Below are 17,201 nucleotides of genomic sequence, written 5' to 3'. Positions count from 1 at the left end.
TCAGCCAACACTTTAGTAATTGCGGCTGTTAACGATGTCTTGCCATGATCCACGTGGCCAATCGTTCCAATGTTTACGTGCGGTTTCTTTCTTTCAAATTTTTCCTTCGTCATATGTTTCTCCCAAAGAGTACAGAAGTCCGTTCTGTGAACCCGTTTCACAAAACAAACTTCAAAAACAATATTTAAAAACCAACTTAATAACCCACTTCGCAATTAATGGTCTACTGTAGCAGTAGAAAAGCCGCCATCAATCAAGAAGGACTGAGCTGATGCCCCTTACGCCTTTCAGGCTTCAGGGACCGTTCCGCTTAGCTACACGGACCGGAACCGCTCTATTTTAATTTCTGAGCTGATGACCGGAATCGAACCGGTGACCTTTTCCTTACCATGGAAATGCTCTACCAACTGAGCTACATCAGCATTAACCACTCAGCATGAGCTACTATAAAATCTTTTTACCACCTCGCTCACATCAAGTGAGCGGGAGACGGAACTCGATCCCACTCCGCTTCGCTACGGGGACCGTTTCGCTTCGCTCCACGGACCCGCGATTCAACTTGCTCACACTCAACTCAATCTTCACTTCTATGAGCGGGAGACGGGACTCGAACCCGCGACCCTCAGCTTGGAAGGCTGATGCTCTAGCCAACTGAGCTACTCCCGCCTTAATTACAAAAATCTAAAAAACAGGTTGTCCCGATTTTCGGGGCTCCCGCCTAATTACAAACTTTCTTTTCTGCGACCTCTATCCACTACCTCTTCTCGCATTTTTCAAAAAAAATTTTTTACATCCTTCACACTACTGTGGAGGGGGGTGGATTCGAACCACCGAAGGCTGACGCCGGCAGATTTACAGTCTGCTCCCTTTGGCCACTCGGGCACCCCTCCTAACTTCGCTAAACGAAGCACGATTCGCCAAAAGCGAATGAGCCGACAGCCAGGATCGAACTGGCGACCTACTGATTACAAATCAGTTGCTCTACCAGCTGAGCTATGTCGGCCTAAATCAAGGCTTTGAAGCACAAGCCTCCCCTACAAGTCGGTTTTTCAAAGACCAAAAAATTAATCGGTCTCCCCTAAAAGCCCGTAGGGCGCTGAGGGGGAGGCTCCATCCGGCTTGCCGGTGGAGGGGGCGACGCGAGCCCCTAAAATAAATGATGAAAAGCCCTAAAAAAGATAAAAAAGGAGATAGGAATCGGTGGTTTCAAAACAGTTTTATGTTATTGAAATGATTGATTCTTTTTAGATATTTGATGTATCTCCGGCCGTAAGAATTTACTTTTGGGCTTCTCTCAAAAGTTTGCGCAATTTATGGGGATTGAGCTAGAATGTCAAGATTATTTTATAAAATAAATTCAAAATAAATCTGAATATTTTTAAGGAGTTACGCAAGGCTCTTTTTATACTTCACAAGCATCGCCAATACCATCTTCATCTGTATCTACCTGATCGGCATTATCGTTATCCGGGCAGTTATCACAGATATCACCAACACCATCATCATCACGATCATTTAAGTTGTTGGAATTAACAGTAGGACAATTATCCGAGTTATCACCCACGCCGTCGTTATCGGTATCGGTACTTTCGCTAGGATCGGCCGGAAACTCATCTAAAGTATCAAGAACACCATCGTCGTCTAAATCAGTATCGGGAGGTACTACAATTACATCACCATTCTCATCGGTACCCTCGGGAAAAACAATACCGCGCTCAGCATCGCCACCACAAGAACTTACCAAAAAAGTAGCCGCTATCATCAATACAGCAAAAAAAATGTTCATTTTTTTATTCATAATAAAACTCCTAAAATGCCCAAACCTTTTTCACACACCCCACCCCTGTATTAAACTTATCGGCAAATAACGCAATATGTTGCTATTTTTTTTTAGTTTTCTAGGTCAATTCACTGGACTACAAAATGATTTATAAGTATTTGATTTTACTTACTATTCAAAGGGATGACGGATAATAATGTCTTGGCCGCGCTCGGGACCTACCGATAATAGGATAACCGGAATGCCTAAAAAGGTTTCAATAATCTTCACATACTTTAAAACTTGAGCGGGCATTTCTTCTAATTTTCTTACTTTAGAAATATCGTCGTTCCAACCCGGCAGCTCTTCGTAAACAGGTTCGCATTTTTCTAGAACATGCAAATTAGCCGGTAATTCGTTTAAAATTTTTCCGTTGTACGAGTACGCCTTGCAATATTTAATATTTTTAAGCCCACTTAAAACATCAAGCTTTGTTAACGCTAAACCCGTAAGTCCATTAATACGAACTGCATGCTTTAAACCTACCAAGTCGAGCCAACCACAACGACGCGTACGACCTGTTGTGCTGCCCACTTCGCCACCTTTTTCCTGCAAATATTTTCCTTCTTCGTTTAACAACTCGGTGGGAAAAGGACCCATGCCCACACGTGTGGTATAGGCTTTAGCAATACCAATCACATCGGTAATCACCGTTGGCCCAACACCCGCCCCACTCATGGCCCCACCAGCTACCGTATTAGAGGATGTTACAAAGGGATAGGTCCCATGATCTACATCTAAACTTGTTCCCTGTGCACCTTCAAACAAAACATGTTTTTTACTTTTAATAAGCTCGCTCACATTTACCGATACATTGCCCACGTATTTTTTGAGCTCCTGATAAAAACCTAAATACGATTTAACAATAATGGCAGCATCAAATGGCTCGGTGTTAAACATTTTGCTAAAACGTTCGTTACGACGTTTAAGTAAATTTTCAACTTTTTCTTGAAACACTTCGGGAATTTCCAAATCGCAAAATCTAATTCCCTTCCGTGCCATTTTATCTTCGTAAGCAGGCCCAATGCCTCTACCAGTGGTACCAATTTTTTTAGAACCGCTCCGCTCTTCGCGCAATTGATCCAATTTTTTATGATATGGCATAATAAGATGCGCCTGATCGGAAATAACAAGCTGCGCATCATTTTTAAGAAGGCCGCGGGCTTTAAGATTAGTAATTTCTTTAAGAAGTATTTCGGGATCTACAACAACACCGTTACCAATCATGCACGTCACGTTATCACGCAAAATCCCGGAAGGAATAAGATGAAGAACTGTTTTTTCGCCGTTTACTACTAAAGTGTGACCCGCATTATTACCACCCTGAAAACGCACTACAGCAGAAACGCTTTGGGTAAAAAGATCTACAATCTTCCCCTTACCCTCATCACCCCACTGCGCTCCTACAATAATTACACAGGCCATTCGTTCATTAGTCAACATACAGTACCCAGTATGCAGTAGAAAATTTGCTACTGATTACTGACTACTGGCTACTGGCTACTTCATCTATAATTGAACCAGTTGTACTTTAATCATACCCGGCACTTTAGAAATTTCATCCACCACTTTATTATCAATATTTCCTTCTACATTATAAAAGGAAGTAGCATTTTTGGTGGACGGTTCAAGCCCCAATTGCAAACGAGAAATATTAATATTGTTTTTAGCCAAAATGGTACCAATGTTACCTACCACACCCGGTTGATCTTTGTTAAGCACAACCAAAATTTTACCTTCGGGTACAGCTTCTAAAAAGTAATTATCTACACGCACAATACGTGGATGATTTTTCCCAAAAAGCGCACCAGCTACCACTCGGGTAGAATTTTTAAATTTAAGAGTAGCGGTAATGAGAGAAGCATAATTGTCGTTTTCGGCAACTTTACTTTCTACAACTTTAATACCACGTTCTTTGGCAATGTGCGGCGCATTAATAGAATTTACCGACGCATCTTCTAAAATGGGCGTGAGTAATCCTTTTAGGAAAGCTACTGTAAGCGGCGCTACAGGTTGTTTGGAAATTTCACCCGAATACTCAACAGCCACTTCGGTTGGTGATTCGCCAGCCAGTTGTGCCTGCAAGCTACCCAATTTTTCGGCTAATACCAAAGAGGGTCCAATTTGTTTTAAAACCTCACCGCTTACCGAGGGAACGTTTAATGCGTTTTCAATGGTACCGGTTTTTAAAAAGTTGGCAATTTGACGAGCCACATCCAATGCCACATTTTCTTGTGCTTCATCGGTGGAGGCGCCCAAATGAGGGGTGCAAATCACTTGATCTAATTTTAACAGAGGATGATTAGGATCTACCGGTTCTTTATCAAACACGTCTAAAGCAGCGCCAGCAACAATTCCTTTTTCAATAGCATCGGCTAAGTCGGCTTCGTTTACAATACCACCGCGGGCGCAATTGATGAGATACACGCCCTTTTTCATCTTGGCAAATGCATCCTTATTTAACAAATTAGCAGTTTTATCGGTTTTAGGAACATGGATAGTGATGTAATCGGCGGTTTTAAACAGCTCGTCTAATTCCACTTTTTTAACACCCAACTGAGCAGCCACTTCATCGGTTAAAAACGGATCGTAGGTGGACACTTTCATCTTTAAACCCAAAGCGCGGTCGGCCACAATTTTTCCAATATTACCACAACCAATGAGACCTAAAGTTTTTTGATACAGCTCGCTACCCATGAAACGGTTTTTTTCCCATTTACCAGCCTTCATACTGGCGGTGGCTTGAGGAATGCTGCGCGTTAAGGCACACATCATGCTGATGGCATGCTCGGCTGTGGTTACCGTGTTACCAAAAGGCGTGTTCATGACAATGATGCCTTTTTTAGAAGCGTATGGGATATCGACGTTATCAACCCCAATACCAGCACGACCAATTACTTTTAATTTGGGAGCACAATCAATAATTTCGGCAGTAATTTTGCTGGCCGAACGAATAGCTAAACCGTCGGCAGTAGCCACAGCCTTTTTTAAGGCTTCCACATCTTTACCCAGCTTGGGTTGAAAATCTACTTCAACGCCGGCATCTTTTAAAATTTTTACTGCTGTTTCGGAGAGTTCATCTGAAATGAGTACTTTCATAGTGGTTTATTTTTAAGGTTGGTTTTTTAAGTACCGATGTGTTGATTTATTGTACCAACACACCGGCACCGTTAATGTTGCGGGGCCTGGATTTGAACCAGGGACCTTCGGGTTATGAGCCCGACGAGCTACCGGGCTGCTCTACCCCGCGCTTTAAGTGAGCGTTGATATAGTGCGAAGCAGTACGGAGTGTCAAGGCAATTGACAATTATTACGGCGATTGCTACTCCACACACATGCCAATGGATTTAACAGTAGTAAAAAATATGATTGAACAAGCGCTACCAGGCTCGCAAGTAACCATTAACGATTTAGTTGGTGACGGAGACCATTTGCAAGCCATTGTGGTAAGCGATTTGTTTAAGGGTAAAATGCTAATAGCCCAGCATCAAATGGTGCTAAACCCGCTAAGAGAAAAATTAAAGGGCGAATTACATGCCTTAACCCTTAAAACCTACACCACCGAAGAATTTGAAAAGTTTAAGAAAGGATAAATATGAGCGTACAAGAACAAATTAAAAATTTAATTGATACCAATAAAGTGATTGTGTTTATGAAAGGCACACCCGAAGCCCCTCAATGTGGTTTTTCAGCACAAACAATTAAAGCCTTACAAATGGCCGGCGCCACACCCGTTGGAGTTAACGTCCTGGCCGACCCCGCTATCCGCCAAGGCATTAAAGACTTTACCAACTGGCCCACTATTCCTCAGGTATTCATTAAAGGACAATTTATTGGTGGTTGCGATATTGTAACCGAGATGTACCAGCGTGGGGAATTAAAAAAGGCGATTGACGAAGCTTAAGCCACGGCTTTTTCGAGCGCATGTTCAAAAACCCTGTAAAGTTTGTTTTCAATCTTCTCTGGGTCGTCTAGTGTATAACCGTAATTTTTAAGCAGAGATTCTGTTTCTTCTTCTATCTGCGGTTTATGATCGGCTTCTTCCAAAATAATTTTTTGCAATTCATCCTTCACAACTTCGCTGGATGTCATGCTGCGGTAAAGCGGATACATCTTCATGGCGCGACGTTCAATCATGGTGGTTGTTAATAAATAACTGGCATAACTATTATAAGAACCCCTCAAAACGTCGCTAAGCCATTCGGCCAAAGAAGCATCCAACATCTGAAAATAGCTAATTGCTTCTTCTTCGCAAATCATCCCCTCTTCGCCTTTCATCACATTTTCGGACAATTGCTTAAAAGCAAAAGCGTGACGACTTTCATCGGCAAGATGTTTTAATACATGTGCTTTAGGATGAGTTTCACAGACAGTTTTACTGATTTTACGGGCGCCAATGCGTTCGAGTAATGAAAGAGTATTGAGCCAGCGGGCTTCTAGATGGGGTGAGGCAACAATAGTTTTAAGGACGTCTTTTATCACAAAACACCTCCTACTACCTTACCCCTTTAATTGAATTAAGCAGCGAGCTTTTTTACAAAACGCGACAAGCCGGCAATACGACGAGCAGCTGTTTTGCGGTGCAACACTTTTTTATGGGCTGCTTTATGGATAAAACTTTCAACCTTGCGAAACAGCTTTTCGGCCTCTTCTTTTTTGGTAGCGGCCATTAAACTTTTAACAAGCGTACGGATATTGGCGCGTGTTTTACGGTTACGGTCTCTGCGTTTTTCGTTTTGACGTTGTCTTTTTAAAGCTGATGCATGGGTTGCCATTAAAATCTCCTATAAAAAATACTTCTTCACAAGCGGGGCAGTAAGTATTCGATTTACAAGCCCTTGTCAACCCCTAATCCTGTTTAGGCCTAGATGCGGCCAAAGCCAGATTTCTCTTTAAGCCCGCGTATTTAAGCCTTTTGATAGGGCTATTATGAAAACGGGTTTTAAAACTCTCTTCATCCATTGCCTTAAGTTCCTGTATAGAAGGCCCAAGTAACCCGGGGCGCGGCTTAAAATGATGATTATCGGTTACAGGAGCCTTGGCATTCCAGGGACACACATCTTGGCAAATATCACAGCCCACCAAATGATGACCAAGTTGCGAGGCCATATTACTGGGCATATCGCCACGATGCTCAATGGTGAGATAGGAAATACATTTATGAGAATCTAATTCATATGGTTTTAATGCCTGGGTAGGACAAGCATCAATACAACGCGTACACTTGCCGCAATGATCGATATCCGGCACGTCACTTTCCAGTTCTAAAGTAGTGAGTATTTCACCAATAAAAAAAAAGGATCCCTTTTTGGTATTAATGAGGCATGTGTTTTTGCCAATCCATCCAAGGCCCGCACTTTCAGCATAACTGCGTTCTAGTATGGCACCGGTATCCACGTAACTTTTAGTTTGAGCGTGAGGAGCAAGTTTAATAATTTCAGCTTCCAATTTCTGAAGCATCTCCCCCATCACCTCGTGATAATCATCGCCCCAGGCATAACGGGATATCCAGCCTCTGCCTTCTTCTGTGGACTCAATCGAAAAAGGGTAATTGGTATGATAGGTGAGGCCGCACACAATAAGACTCTTTACTCCCGGTAAAATTAAGTCCGGGTTGGCGCGACGATCACGGCCTCTTTTAAGATAAGTCATTCCCGCGTCATAGCCTTTGCCCAGCCATTCATCAAAAAAAGCCATGTGCGGGTGCGGCTCTGCCGGGGCAATCCCTACCAGGTCAAAGCCTAGCTCCAGGGCTTTTTGTTTAATCACGTCTTTCATCAAGCCTTGTCATTGCAAATCTTGTAGAATATAACAAGCTTACCTTTGAAACTACCTATTGACGCCCATTTACCTTCTATTTTAGACGCGCTTAAAAAGCATAACGCGCTTATTGTTAAAGCCTCGCCCGGCTCGGGTAAAACTACGCGCATTCCGCCCTATCTTTTAAAAAATAATCTTACCAATAAAGAAATTTGGGTATTAGTTCCCAAGCGTCTGGCCGCTAAAATGGCAGCGCTGCGCGTAGCCGAAGAATACGGGGAGGATGTAGGTCAAACCATAGGCTATCAATTCAGACACGAAGCTCAAAACTCCAAAGCCACACGCCTTCTCTTTTTAACCGAAGGTTTATTTATCCGTAAGCTGATGACTAACCCCACGTTAAGTCAAGTGGGCTTGGTAATTTTGGATGAATTCCACGAACGTCATTTAGATTCCGATTTGGCCTTAAGCCTCCTCGTCCATCTTCAAAAAACAAAAAGACCCGATTTAAAACTGGCTCTTCTTTCGGCAACATTGGATGCCGAAGGACTCAAAACTTATTTGAATAATCCTCCGGTTGTAGAAGTCAATGTGCCCGTGCATCCCGTCCGTTTTGAATATTTGCCATTTCCTTCACGAGAACGATTAGAAAAGTTGGTGTATCAGGCCATACTCGATTTAACCGCCAAAAATGAAACAGGTCATATTCTTGTTTTTTTACCGGGCCTAGCCGACATTAGACGTTGCGAAGAAGCTCTTTTGCCTTTTGAAAAAAATAATTTTTCCATTTTGGGATTGCATGGTGATTTTAGCAAAGAAGAACAGGAAAGAATTTTTAAAAAGTCGGATAAAACTAAAATTATTTTAGCCACCAATATTGCCGAAAGTTCACTCACGATTGATGGAGTAGCCACCGTGATTGATAGCGGATTACATAAACAAATGAGTGTATCACCCTGGAACGGTGCTTCCCTCTTACAAACCAAATCTGTTTCTAAAGCCTCAGCCATTCAACGCGCCGGCCGCGCCGGAAGAACCGGGCCAGGCACTTGCCGCAGGCTTTACACACAGTCCGATTTTGAAGGACGCATTCCTTTTGAAGCACCCGAATTACGGCGCACAGATTTGGCAGGAGCTTTTTTAAATATTTTTAACATGGGACTGCATCCATTAAAAGATCTCTCGTGGTTTGAAATGCCGCCCGAAATAGCGGCCACACAAGCCATGCTCCTCCTTGCCATGTTAGGCGCCATAGAAAATGACAAGATTACATCTTTGGGAAAAGAAATGGCCGCCCTCCCTCTTCATCCACGTCTTGCTAAATTAGTATTACAAGCGCGGGATGCAGGATTAAGAGAAGAAGGCGCACTCCTTGCTGCCATGATTAGCGAGGATGATTTTCCGTATCCCAATATTGAAGATTGCCTGCACTCTAAAAATAAATCGGCAGCGGTGAGAAAAACAGAAGAGCAAATTTTAAACCTCATTAAATCTACTACACCCAAGAAAAAAATAAAGCTCGCTCAATGCCTGCTAGCCGCTTTTCCCGATCGCGTGGCCCAGCGTAAAAAACGGGAAAAAGGTTTTGATTTAGTTTTTTGCACGGGAGGCTCGGGGCAAATGCCGGAAAAGGCCATCACCGAAACAGCGGAGTTTTACGTGGTGCTCGAAGCCATCGAAAAAAAGAATAAGGGGAAGAGCTTAACGACAGACATCGTGTGCTACTGCCCTATTGATGTGAATTGGCTGATGGATTTAAAAAGTCCGTTACTCACCGATGAAACGATTGATACTTGGGACACTACACGCAAGCGCGTGCTGGAAAAATCACTGCTCAAATATGGGGAATTAATTTTGGATGAGAGTTCTGGTGAACCGCACAACAAAACCGAAGCCTTGCGCGTGCTCCTCCGTGAAAGGAGCGACTTGGATCTTAAAAACTTTGAAGACCCTTGGAAATTTACAGAAGAATACGCGCTCAAAACAAATAACGAAGCCCTTAAAGAACAAATTTACCGCATTGTGACTGCTAAAAAATTTAAAGAAGGCTGGAGTCTCGATCTCCCCGCCCTCTTCAATCAAGCCATCTCCCAAAAAGAATTAGAAGGCTTAGATTTAGCACAAAATCTTTTTTATCTTTTAGATCCTTCTCTCCAATCTTTTTTAGAAAAGAATTTTCCCACAAGCCTCAAACTTCCTTCTGGCCGCAACGCGCAAATTCATTATGAAAACAATCAGTCGCCCTGGGTATCGTCGCGCTTACAAGATTTTTTTGGATTAAAAGAAGGTCCAAAACTCATGAACGGGCAAGTCCCGCTTCTCTTTCATCTGTTGGCTCCTAATTACAGGCCCGTGCAAGTCACGAGTGATTTAGCAAGTTTTTGGAAAAATACCTATCCGGAAGTACGCAAAGAATTATCGCGTCGTTACCCCCGCCACAAGTGGCCCGAAAATCCAAGTTAAGCAGATAAAAGTGCTAACATCTTCTTTAACGCCTTCCCCCGATGTGAAATTTGATTTTTAACAGCCAGCGGCAATTCGGCCATCGTGCATTTTTTATCGGCCAGGTAAAAATAAGGATCGTACCCAAAACCTCCTTTGCCCGATGGATTAAGAGTAATAATTCCCTCACAGGTTTCACGAATAACTGTTTCTTTTCCGGCAGGATCAATTAAAACTAGCACACATACATAACGCGCCCGACGGGATGGATCGTGAATTTGAGACATCCGCTCAATCAACATATTATTATTATCCTCGTCGGTTGCTTTAGGCCCGGCAAAACGAGCACTATAAACACCCGGATCACCATCTAAATCGTCACATTCCAAACCACTATCATCGGCCAATACGTAACCACCTTTTTGTTTAAAAATAGCTCTCGCTTTAATAAGAGCATTTTCTTCAAAGCTTGTTCCGGTTTCTTCAATCTCCCCTTTAAAACCAGCTTCATTCAAATCCACAACATCAAAACCCAAAGGAGTAAGCATCTCGCGTAGCTCACGCGTTTTACCGGTATTTTTAGTAGCAATGACAATTTTCTTTTTCATCTATCCACTACTTCAAAGCTTTCTTTTGTAACGCAATCACTTGCTCAATCCCCTTGGAGGCCACATCTTTCATGGCAACAAGATCTTTAAAGCTAAACGCCTTATGCTCAGCTGTACCCTGTACCTCCACAAAATTGCCCTCACCGTTCATTACAAAATTCATATCCACTTCGGCGGCACTATCCAGCTCGTAATCTAAATCAAGCGTCACCGTACCATCGCACACACCGGCGCTGATGGCTGCTACAGTACCCGTGATAGGGTTTTGCGTTACCTTGCCCGATTTTAATAATTTTTGGCAAGCCAAAGCAAGCGCTACATAACCTCCGTTAATACTGGCACAACGCGTCCCGCCGTCGGCTTGAATCACATCGCAGTCGATGGTGATGGAGCGTTCACCCAATTTTCTTAAATCAATCACCGAACGTAAGGCACGTCCAATGAGACGCGAAATTTCCATAGTGCGGCCACCAATTTTTCCTTTTTGAGCTTCACGAGGGCTACGGGTGTGCGTGGCGCGAGGCAGCATTTGGTATTCGGCCGTTACCCAGCCTTCACCACTGTTCTTTTTATGTCTGGGCACTTCTTCTTCAATAGATGCCGTGCAAATTACCTTGGTGTGACCTTGTGCAATAAGAACACTACCTTCAGCATAACGAGTGAAGTTTTTGGTTATTTTAACCGGACGCAATTGATTAGCTTTACGCATAAATCTCCTGTTATAGGGATGTTAGTGGCTTACCCAGCCTCTTCAACGCTCCCTGTTGAATAATTTTTTCCCGAGCCGCAATACTCTCTTCCACCATCTTTTTTTGAGAAGGCGTTATTTTGGGATGATTTAATATTTTCTTCAAGGCTAAAATCCGGTAAGAATCCATCACCGGTGTTGTGCGGCTCAACTGATCGGCATGGCCACCGTACTTTACAATCAGTTTTTCATCCATCGTGATAATGGGATACTCCAACGCTATCCTTAGCCACAAATCATAATCTTCACAAGCCGGCAAGCTTTCATCAAACATACCACATTTTTTAAAAACTTCCTGATGAATCATCACCGCCGATGGAGATACAATACATAAGGGTATACACGGCTCAAATATCCACCCCGAATGCTTTTTGTGCTTTTTCATGGGATTCACACGTTTACCATCCCTCACCCAAATTTCTTCGGTTTGAACCACTCGTACATCGGGATTATTGTGAATATATTGAAGCTGCTTTTCTAACTTATCATCCATCCACTCATCATCCGAATCCAAAAAGGCAACAAGCTCACTGCGTGAGTTTGTTATTCCTTTATTACGAGCGGCAGACACACCTGCATGAGAAATAGAAATAACGCGCAAACGTTCATCTTCTATCGTCCTTAAAAACTCGACAGTCCCATCCGTTGAGCCATCATCAACAATGATAAGTTCAAAATCACGATGGGTTTGACATAAAACAGATTCAATGGCTCGTTTTAAAACAACAAGGCGGTTGTAAGTAGGAATGATGACGGAAACAAACATGAGTTTTTATAACAAGAGCAACCTCTTTATACCAGCCGCAAAGCGGCGTTGAGGGGAGGCTCCAATCCGACTTTGCCGGTTGGAGGGGCGACGCGAGCCCCTCTAAAAGCTATCGGCCGGATCAAAAGCCGGAGGCGGTGCACCAAATTGGCTTTGATTATCAAAAGCTAAATTTTCAAAACGGGTAGATTGATTAATGAAAGCCAAACGCACCGTACCGGTGGGGCCGTTACGTTGCTTGCCAATAATAATTTCTGCCACTCCCTTATCGGGTGTGGTTTCGTTATACACTTCGTCACGGTAAATAAAAGAAATCACATCGGCGTCTTGTTCAATAGCACCCGATTCACGCAAATCGGAAAGTTGAGGACGGCGGTTAGTACGGCTTTCTACAGCACGGTTAAGCTGCGACAAGGCAATCACCGGCACTTTTAATTCTTTAGCCAGCGCTTTAAGAGAACGTGAAATTTCCGAAATTTCTTGTTCACGGCTTTGGGCACCGGCCGAACCACGCACTAATTGAAGATAATCTACAATAATAAGCCCTACTCCATGTTCCTTTTTTAAACGGCGTGCTTTAGCACGCATTTCCATAACGGTTGGACTAGCTGTATCATCGATAAAAATTTTTGCTTCAGAAAGATGTCCGGCTGCACGCGTTAAATTAGGCCAATCACGCTCTTCCAGTTGTCCCTTACGCAACTTTTGCGAATCAAGCCTGGCTTCCGCGCACAACATACGGGTAACCAGCGATTCTTTAGACATTTCCAACGAATAAATAGCAACAGGCTGTCCCTCTCGGATAGCAGCATGCTCGGCAATATTTAAAGCAAAGGCCGTTTTACCCATAGAAGGACGGGCAGCAATAATAACCAAATCACCCGGCTGAAAACCGCAGGTCATATTATCTAAATCGTTAAAACCGGTAGCCACACCCGTAATGGTTTTTTGGTTTTCTACCAGTTCTTCAATCTTTTTAAAACTGTCGATAACAATATCTTTTACATTGGCAAAACCAGATCGAGCACGGTTTTCGGAAAGACTAAAAATAATTTGTTCGGCGCTATCTATCAGCATTTGGGCATCATCAGGATTTTCATAACCCTTGGTGGCAATGTCGGCACTAGCTTCAATAAGCCTACGCACCATGGAACGATCATGGATAATACGTGCGTACGACACCACATTGGCCGATGAAGGAATAGAATCGGCAAGGCTTGATAAATAGGAAGCTCCCCCTACAAGTTCTAAGGTTCCCTGACTTTGCAAAAAATTACTCACCGTTAAAAAATCGGTAGGCTCCGACTTTTCATTTAAGGTCAGCATGGCACTAAAAATTTTAGTATGACTATCGAGATAAAAAGCTTCGGGAGTGATAAGATCGGAAACTTTGTTGATGGAATCGTGATCAATTAAAATAGCACCCAACACCGCCTTTTCGGCTTCTATGTTTTGGGGTGGAATTTTAGGTGATAATCGAGTTTCTCTTCTGACGGAGGCCTGAAACATAAACATCACCCTCGCATACAAAACAGACAGAGGTCAACCGCTTATTCGTTATCGCTAACTTCTTCAGTAACTTCTTCTTTAGGCTCTTCTTTTTTACGGCGCGATTTTTTAGGAGCTGCTTCTTCTCTGTCTTCCTTAGGAGTTTCTTTGGCTTTTACAGCAATTTTTACTTCGGCTACCACTTCAGGATGCAGTTTAATTTTAACAACATGGTCGCCCACCGTTTTAAGGGGCTGATCCAGTAAAATTAATTTTCTATCAATATCAAAGCCTTGTTCATTAATTTTTAAAGTAATTTCCTGGGAAGTAATAGAACCAAAAAGTTTATCGCCGGCACCTGCTGCATGTTCAATAGAAAACACGCTGGTTTCAAGCTTCATTTTTTGTTGCTGGCTTTTTTCTTTGGCTTTGGCCTTCTTGGCATCAATTAAACGCTTTTGATGTTCTACCATTTTTAGGCTTTTGGGATTAGCAAGCAATGCCAAGCTACGAGGAGCTAAATAATTGCGAAAATAACCGGGGGCCACATTAACCACATCCCCTACCAAACCTAAATTTTTAACTGTTTCCTGTAAAATAACCTGCATATAATCTCCGGATGAATGTTCTAATAAAAAGCCTTATACGTCGGGAAGGCCAAAGAGTTGTTGCTTGTAGCGATAAAACTAATAATTTTCAAGCCCTAATTATCAGGTTGGCCGGGTTTTTCGCCCAGCTTCCTAAAATGGATCCACGAATCAAAAAAGCCACCTAATACAAGAACTGGCCCTAAGAGTTGAAAAAGAAACACGATAATTAAAAAACACAACGATACACCCAAAAAACCAATATTCTTTTTAGATAAAAAATAAGAAATAATGGCAAGTCCTTGAAATAAATAGAGTATTCCAAAAACCACAAGCCCATTAGCCGCTATATCTACTAAGGCTGGAATAGGCTTGGTATATAACGAAAATAAAAGAAGGGCTAAAAAAGCAATAACAATCCATACAAAATTAAAAGGCACCACATATTGGCCAAACTGCACCCGTTGCATCAAAATAAGTTGGCCTGCAAAAAGCCGTTTGGCAGCATAATAATTCACAACAATCAGCACCATATAAAATGAAAACACAAAGGCGGGTGTGAGTCGTAACATATTTGTGACCAAGGTTTCTTTATACTCGTTTAAAAAGGCCAACTGCGACAGCGACATGCCCGCCTCTTTTTGAATTTTAATAAAATCATCAAGTGATTGCAGATAATGAGATTTGAGCATGGCCAGCGGATCACTAGCATGCAAGTTGACCATCACATAGTAACTTGCAAGAGTAAGCAAAAAGATAAGTGCAACATAAGTAAAGATAGGTTCAAACAGTGGAACCGACGTTTTAAAAATGCGGTCTAAGGCAAATGAGGTAAGAACCAAAATAAAATAAAACAAAATGCCAAACATAGAGGCGCTCTCTGGCCCCAAAGATGAAATAAGCCCCATACCAGGTACAGGTAAGATCCATGCAAAATGAGGGTTTGTTTTATAAAAATGATTGAGAGGTTCTAGCGCAAAAAAGTAAATGGGTAACAACACCGCCAGCGTAGCCAAGGTTGCATTTATAAAAGCACCTCTACCATAACGAAATCCCACATAAAACAAAGGAAGCGGTGTTAAAACAACAAAAAAACCGCTCAAATAAAGAGCCAAGGTAGCTCCTACTCCAAAAAGAAGTGAGAGTTTACCCGCAGCATCGGATGTGGGTGTGTTGGCCATCTTATACAGATGCGCTTATACCATAGAATGCGTTACCGAGTACGGCAATAACGCTAAAAAGCGAGCGCGCTTTACGGCTTCTACTACGCAACGTTGATGATACGCGCAGTTACCGGTCATGCGGCGCGATACCAACTTGCCTCTTTCGGTTAAAAAAGTGGTAAGCTGGCGAGGTAATTTGTAATCGATGGGAATTTCTTTATCTACGCAAAAACGACAGGCTCTTTTGCGCAACACCATATTTTTTTTCTTAAAATCTTTTTTCTCAAACTTTTTACGAGGCATATATCCTTCTTTCTTTATCTTTAAAATTAATCTTCAGGGATTAAACGGGCTTCTTCGGGAACATTAACCACTTGGCCCTTGCCCTGAGAGGCGGGGTCAAAATCTTTAGATAAACTAACAGTTAAGTAGCGGATAACATCTTCATCCAATTTTAAAACACGTTCCACTTCGGCCACAACCGAGCCTTTACCACAGTAGTTGGTGTACATGTAATGGCCCTGGCTGGTTTTATTGATAAAATAAGCCAAACGACGATTGCCCCAATCTTTTTGGTTAAGCACTTTGCCTTCGTTTTTTTCAAGCGCGGCAGCTAACTTTTCGGCAATTTTTTCAAAACGGGCGGGAGCCGCATCGGGCTTCACAATATAGACGGTTTCGTATTCGTTCATAAGTCTCCTTTTGGTTAAAACCCCCACGTTAATGCATGGGAGTAAGGTGTATTAATAAGGGTGGGATGTTTAAAGAATTACACTAAAAAGATCAAGGGTTAATTTAGCCTGCAAAATAGGTATAAACACTATAAGCAACAGCCGCGCCAGCCACAGCCCCGCCTGCAACAAGAACCACAGGCACAGCCAAGCCTAAAGCACCTCCCACAAGAACGCCAGCGGCTCCGGCAACAGCATCACCAGCAATAGCTCCGGCAACAACAGGGCCCAAAATAAATGTGCCTCCCTCAGCCCCAAGAGCAACAGCTGTACCGACTCCACCAGCTACTCCCCCAGCAACGCCAGCAACCACTTCAGGATGGGGTCTGGCGTTACAGCCTGGTAGCAGCTTGAATAACCATAATCTCGCGTAGCCGCACAAGGTGCAGCCGCTTGCTGAGTTTGCGGAACATAAACATTATTTGTTGATGAAACAGCTGAAACGCCCATAAAACATCCTTTCCCTAAAGTTTCTATCGGTTAATTTTTAAAAAAGTTGCTTAGAAATTACTCGTCAATTTGGGTGCCGTTAAAGGCATTCATGGCGGTGGTTAAGCCCTCTTTTACAAAGGCTGTACAGGCATTTACCCCTACAATAAGCAGCTCTTCTAAAACCTTTTTTTGAGTTTTGACAAAAGCGCTTAATACAAAATCAGTAACCTCCATCACACCCGGTGGACGGCCAATGCCCATTTTTAAGCGTGGAAATTCTTGAGTGCCCAAGTGACTAATAAGCGATTTAATACCATTATGCCCTGCCGCCCCACCCTTGGCAGCTAAGCGCATGCGGCCAAAAGGTAAATCGAGATCATCAAAAACAACCAAAATGTCTTGAGGGGCTACTTTATAAAAATGAGCTAATGGCTGCACAGCCTCACCCGACACATTCATAAATGTTTGCGGTTTTACGAGCAGAACTTTTTCGCCATTTATTTCGGCACTGGCTATTTCAGCTTTGTATTTGGAATCTTTAAAAGAAGATTTGAGAGTTTCGGCTAGTAAATCTACCACCATAAACCCAAAATTATGACGGGTTTTAGCGTATTCACTTCCAGGATTTCCTAGGCCTACAATTAATTTCATTCACCC

At 42.7% G+C, this 17,201-nt stretch carries 20 protein-coding genes and 5 tRNA genes; 3 read left to right on the top strand and 22 right to left on the bottom strand.

What is annotated here, in order from left to right; genetic code table 11:
• The 9 genes from K1X76_09765 to K1X76_09725 form a co-directional block, all read right to left on the bottom strand.
• Positions 1 to 113, bottom strand: a 113-nt coding sequence (locus K1X76_09765) for a hypothetical protein (protein MBX7149354.1), incomplete at its 3' end; no start/stop codon positions are given.
• A gap of 236 nt (positions 114 to 349) precedes the next feature.
• A tRNA-Thr gene (locus K1X76_09760) sits at positions 350 to 422 on the bottom strand.
• Positions 423 to 592: 170 nt separating this feature from the next.
• Positions 593 to 666 (bottom strand) — tRNA-Gly (locus K1X76_09755).
• A gap of 141 nt (positions 667 to 807) precedes the next feature.
• Positions 808 to 890, bottom strand: a tRNA-Tyr gene (locus K1X76_09750).
• A 40-nt stretch (positions 891 to 930) separates the two neighbouring features.
• Positions 931 to 1,003, bottom strand: a tRNA-Thr gene (locus K1X76_09745).
• A 399-nt stretch (positions 1,004 to 1,402) separates the two neighbouring features.
• Positions 1,403 to 1,798: a thrombospondin type 3 repeat-containing protein gene (locus tag K1X76_09740; GenBank protein ID MBX7149353.1), complete on the bottom strand. Its 396-nt coding sequence runs from the start codon at positions 1,796 to 1,798 to the stop codon at positions 1,403 to 1,405.
• A 153-nt stretch (positions 1,799 to 1,951) separates the two neighbouring features.
• The gene (locus K1X76_09735) at positions 1,952 to 3,244 is read right to left on the bottom strand and encodes an adenylosuccinate synthase (GenBank protein ID MBX7149352.1); all 1,293 of its coding nucleotides are present in this window, start codon (positions 3,242 to 3,244) and stop codon (positions 1,952 to 1,954) included.
• Between the two features lie 84 nt (positions 3,245 to 3,328).
• Positions 3,329 to 4,918, bottom strand: coding sequence for a phosphoglycerate dehydrogenase (serA, locus tag K1X76_09730; protein ID MBX7149351.1), 1,590 nt, complete (start codon positions 4,916 to 4,918; stop codon positions 3,329 to 3,331).
• Between the two features lie 77 nt (positions 4,919 to 4,995).
• Positions 4,996 to 5,069: transfer RNA gene (locus K1X76_09725), tRNA-Met, on the bottom strand.
• Positions 5,070 to 5,154: 85 nt separating this feature from the next.
• Here K1X76_09725 and K1X76_09720 point away from each other — a divergent pair.
• On the top strand, positions 5,155 to 5,412 hold the full coding sequence (locus K1X76_09720; protein ID MBX7149350.1) for a BolA family transcriptional regulator: 258 nt from the start codon (positions 5,155 to 5,157) through the stop codon (positions 5,410 to 5,412).
• Between the two features lie 2 nt (positions 5,413 to 5,414).
• Positions 5,415 to 5,723 (top strand): Grx4 family monothiol glutaredoxin, encoded by a 309-nt coding sequence (gene grxD / locus K1X76_09715; protein ID MBX7149349.1) that lies wholly within the window; start codon positions 5,415 to 5,417, stop codon positions 5,721 to 5,723.
• Here the strand turns inward: grxD and K1X76_09710 are convergent.
• The 3 genes from K1X76_09710 to queG all read right to left on the bottom strand — a co-directional run bounded on the left by K1X76_09710 (position 5,720) and on the right by queG (position 7,597).
• On the bottom strand, positions 5,720 to 6,301 hold the full coding sequence (locus tag K1X76_09710) for a hypothetical protein (GenBank protein ID MBX7149348.1): 582 nt from the start codon (positions 6,299 to 6,301) through the stop codon (positions 5,720 to 5,722). The genes grxD and K1X76_09710 overlap by 4 nt on opposite strands.
• A 35-nt stretch (positions 6,302 to 6,336) precedes the next feature.
• On the bottom strand, positions 6,337 to 6,594 hold the full coding sequence (rpsT, locus tag K1X76_09705) for a 30S ribosomal protein S20 (GenBank protein MBX7149347.1): 258 nt from the start codon (positions 6,592 to 6,594) through the stop codon (positions 6,337 to 6,339).
• Between the two features lie 73 nt (positions 6,595 to 6,667).
• Entirely contained in the window at positions 6,668 to 7,597 is a 930-nt protein-coding gene (gene queG / locus K1X76_09700; protein ID MBX7149346.1) for a tRNA epoxyqueuosine(34) reductase QueG, read from the bottom strand.
• A gap of 45 nt (positions 7,598 to 7,642) precedes the next feature.
• Here queG and hrpB point away from each other — a divergent pair, with 45 nt between their 5' ends.
• Positions 7,643 to 10,042: an ATP-dependent helicase HrpB gene (gene hrpB, locus K1X76_09695; GenBank protein MBX7149345.1), complete on the top strand. Its 2,400-nt coding sequence runs from the start codon at positions 7,643 to 7,645 to the stop codon at positions 10,040 to 10,042.
• Here the strand turns inward: hrpB and K1X76_09690 are convergent.
• The 10 genes from K1X76_09690 to pth form a co-directional block, all read right to left on the bottom strand.
• Positions 10,039 to 10,629 carry an XTP/dITP diphosphatase gene (locus tag K1X76_09690; protein MBX7149344.1) on the bottom strand — a complete coding sequence of 197 codons (591 nt, stop codon included), beginning with the start codon at positions 10,627 to 10,629 and terminating at the stop codon, positions 10,039 to 10,041. The genes hrpB and K1X76_09690 overlap by 4 nt on opposite strands.
• 7 nt (positions 10,630 to 10,636) lie before the next feature.
• Positions 10,637 to 11,338, bottom strand: a complete 702-nt coding sequence (gene rph, locus K1X76_09685) for a ribonuclease PH (GenBank protein ID MBX7149343.1) — start codon at positions 11,336 to 11,338, stop codon at positions 10,637 to 10,639.
• Between the two features lie 10 nt (positions 11,339 to 11,348).
• Positions 11,349 to 12,143 (bottom strand): glycosyltransferase, encoded by a 795-nt coding sequence (locus K1X76_09680; GenBank protein ID MBX7149342.1) that lies wholly within the window; start codon positions 12,141 to 12,143, stop codon positions 11,349 to 11,351.
• Positions 12,144 to 12,245: 102 nt separating this feature from the next.
• The gene (gene dnaB, locus K1X76_09675; GenBank protein MBX7149341.1) at positions 12,246 to 13,652 is read right to left on the bottom strand and encodes a replicative DNA helicase; all 1,407 of its coding nucleotides are present in this window, start codon (positions 13,650 to 13,652) and stop codon (positions 12,246 to 12,248) included.
• Between the two features lie 41 nt (positions 13,653 to 13,693).
• Entirely contained in the window at positions 13,694 to 14,239 is a 546-nt protein-coding gene (rplI, locus tag K1X76_09670; protein MBX7149340.1) for a 50S ribosomal protein L9, read from the bottom strand.
• Between the two features lie 95 nt (positions 14,240 to 14,334).
• Positions 14,335 to 15,399: a YybS family protein gene (locus tag K1X76_09665; GenBank protein ID MBX7149339.1), complete on the bottom strand. Its 1,065-nt coding sequence runs from the start codon at positions 15,397 to 15,399 to the stop codon at positions 14,335 to 14,337.
• Positions 15,400 to 15,414: 15 nt separating this feature from the next.
• Positions 15,415 to 15,684, bottom strand: a complete 270-nt coding sequence (gene rpsR, locus K1X76_09660) for a 30S ribosomal protein S18 (GenBank protein ID MBX7149338.1) — start codon at positions 15,682 to 15,684, stop codon at positions 15,415 to 15,417.
• Positions 15,685 to 15,710: 26 nt separating this feature from the next.
• Positions 15,711 to 16,073 carry a 30S ribosomal protein S6 gene (gene rpsF, locus K1X76_09655; GenBank protein MBX7149337.1) on the bottom strand — a complete coding sequence of 121 codons (363 nt, stop codon included), beginning with the start codon at positions 16,071 to 16,073 and terminating at the stop codon, positions 15,711 to 15,713.
• Positions 16,074 to 16,176: 103 nt separating this feature from the next.
• Positions 16,177 to 16,494 carry a hypothetical protein gene (locus K1X76_09650; protein MBX7149336.1) on the bottom strand — a complete coding sequence of 106 codons (318 nt, stop codon included), beginning with the start codon at positions 16,492 to 16,494 and terminating at the stop codon, positions 16,177 to 16,179.
• A gap of 125 nt (positions 16,495 to 16,619) precedes the next feature.
• Positions 16,620 to 17,195 carry an aminoacyl-tRNA hydrolase gene (gene pth / locus K1X76_09645; GenBank protein MBX7149335.1) on the bottom strand — a complete coding sequence of 192 codons (576 nt, stop codon included), beginning with the start codon at positions 17,193 to 17,195 and terminating at the stop codon, positions 16,620 to 16,622.
• Positions 17,196 to 17,201: the final 6 nt, after the last annotated feature.

The organism is bacterium, assembly GCA_019695305.1.
Taxonomy (GTDB): domain Bacteria; phylum UBA10199; class UBA10199; order UBA10199; family JAIBAG01; genus JAIBAG01.
The sequence above is the reverse complement of the archived record's forward strand: the minus strand, read 5'-3'. Positions and strand labels throughout refer to the sequence as shown.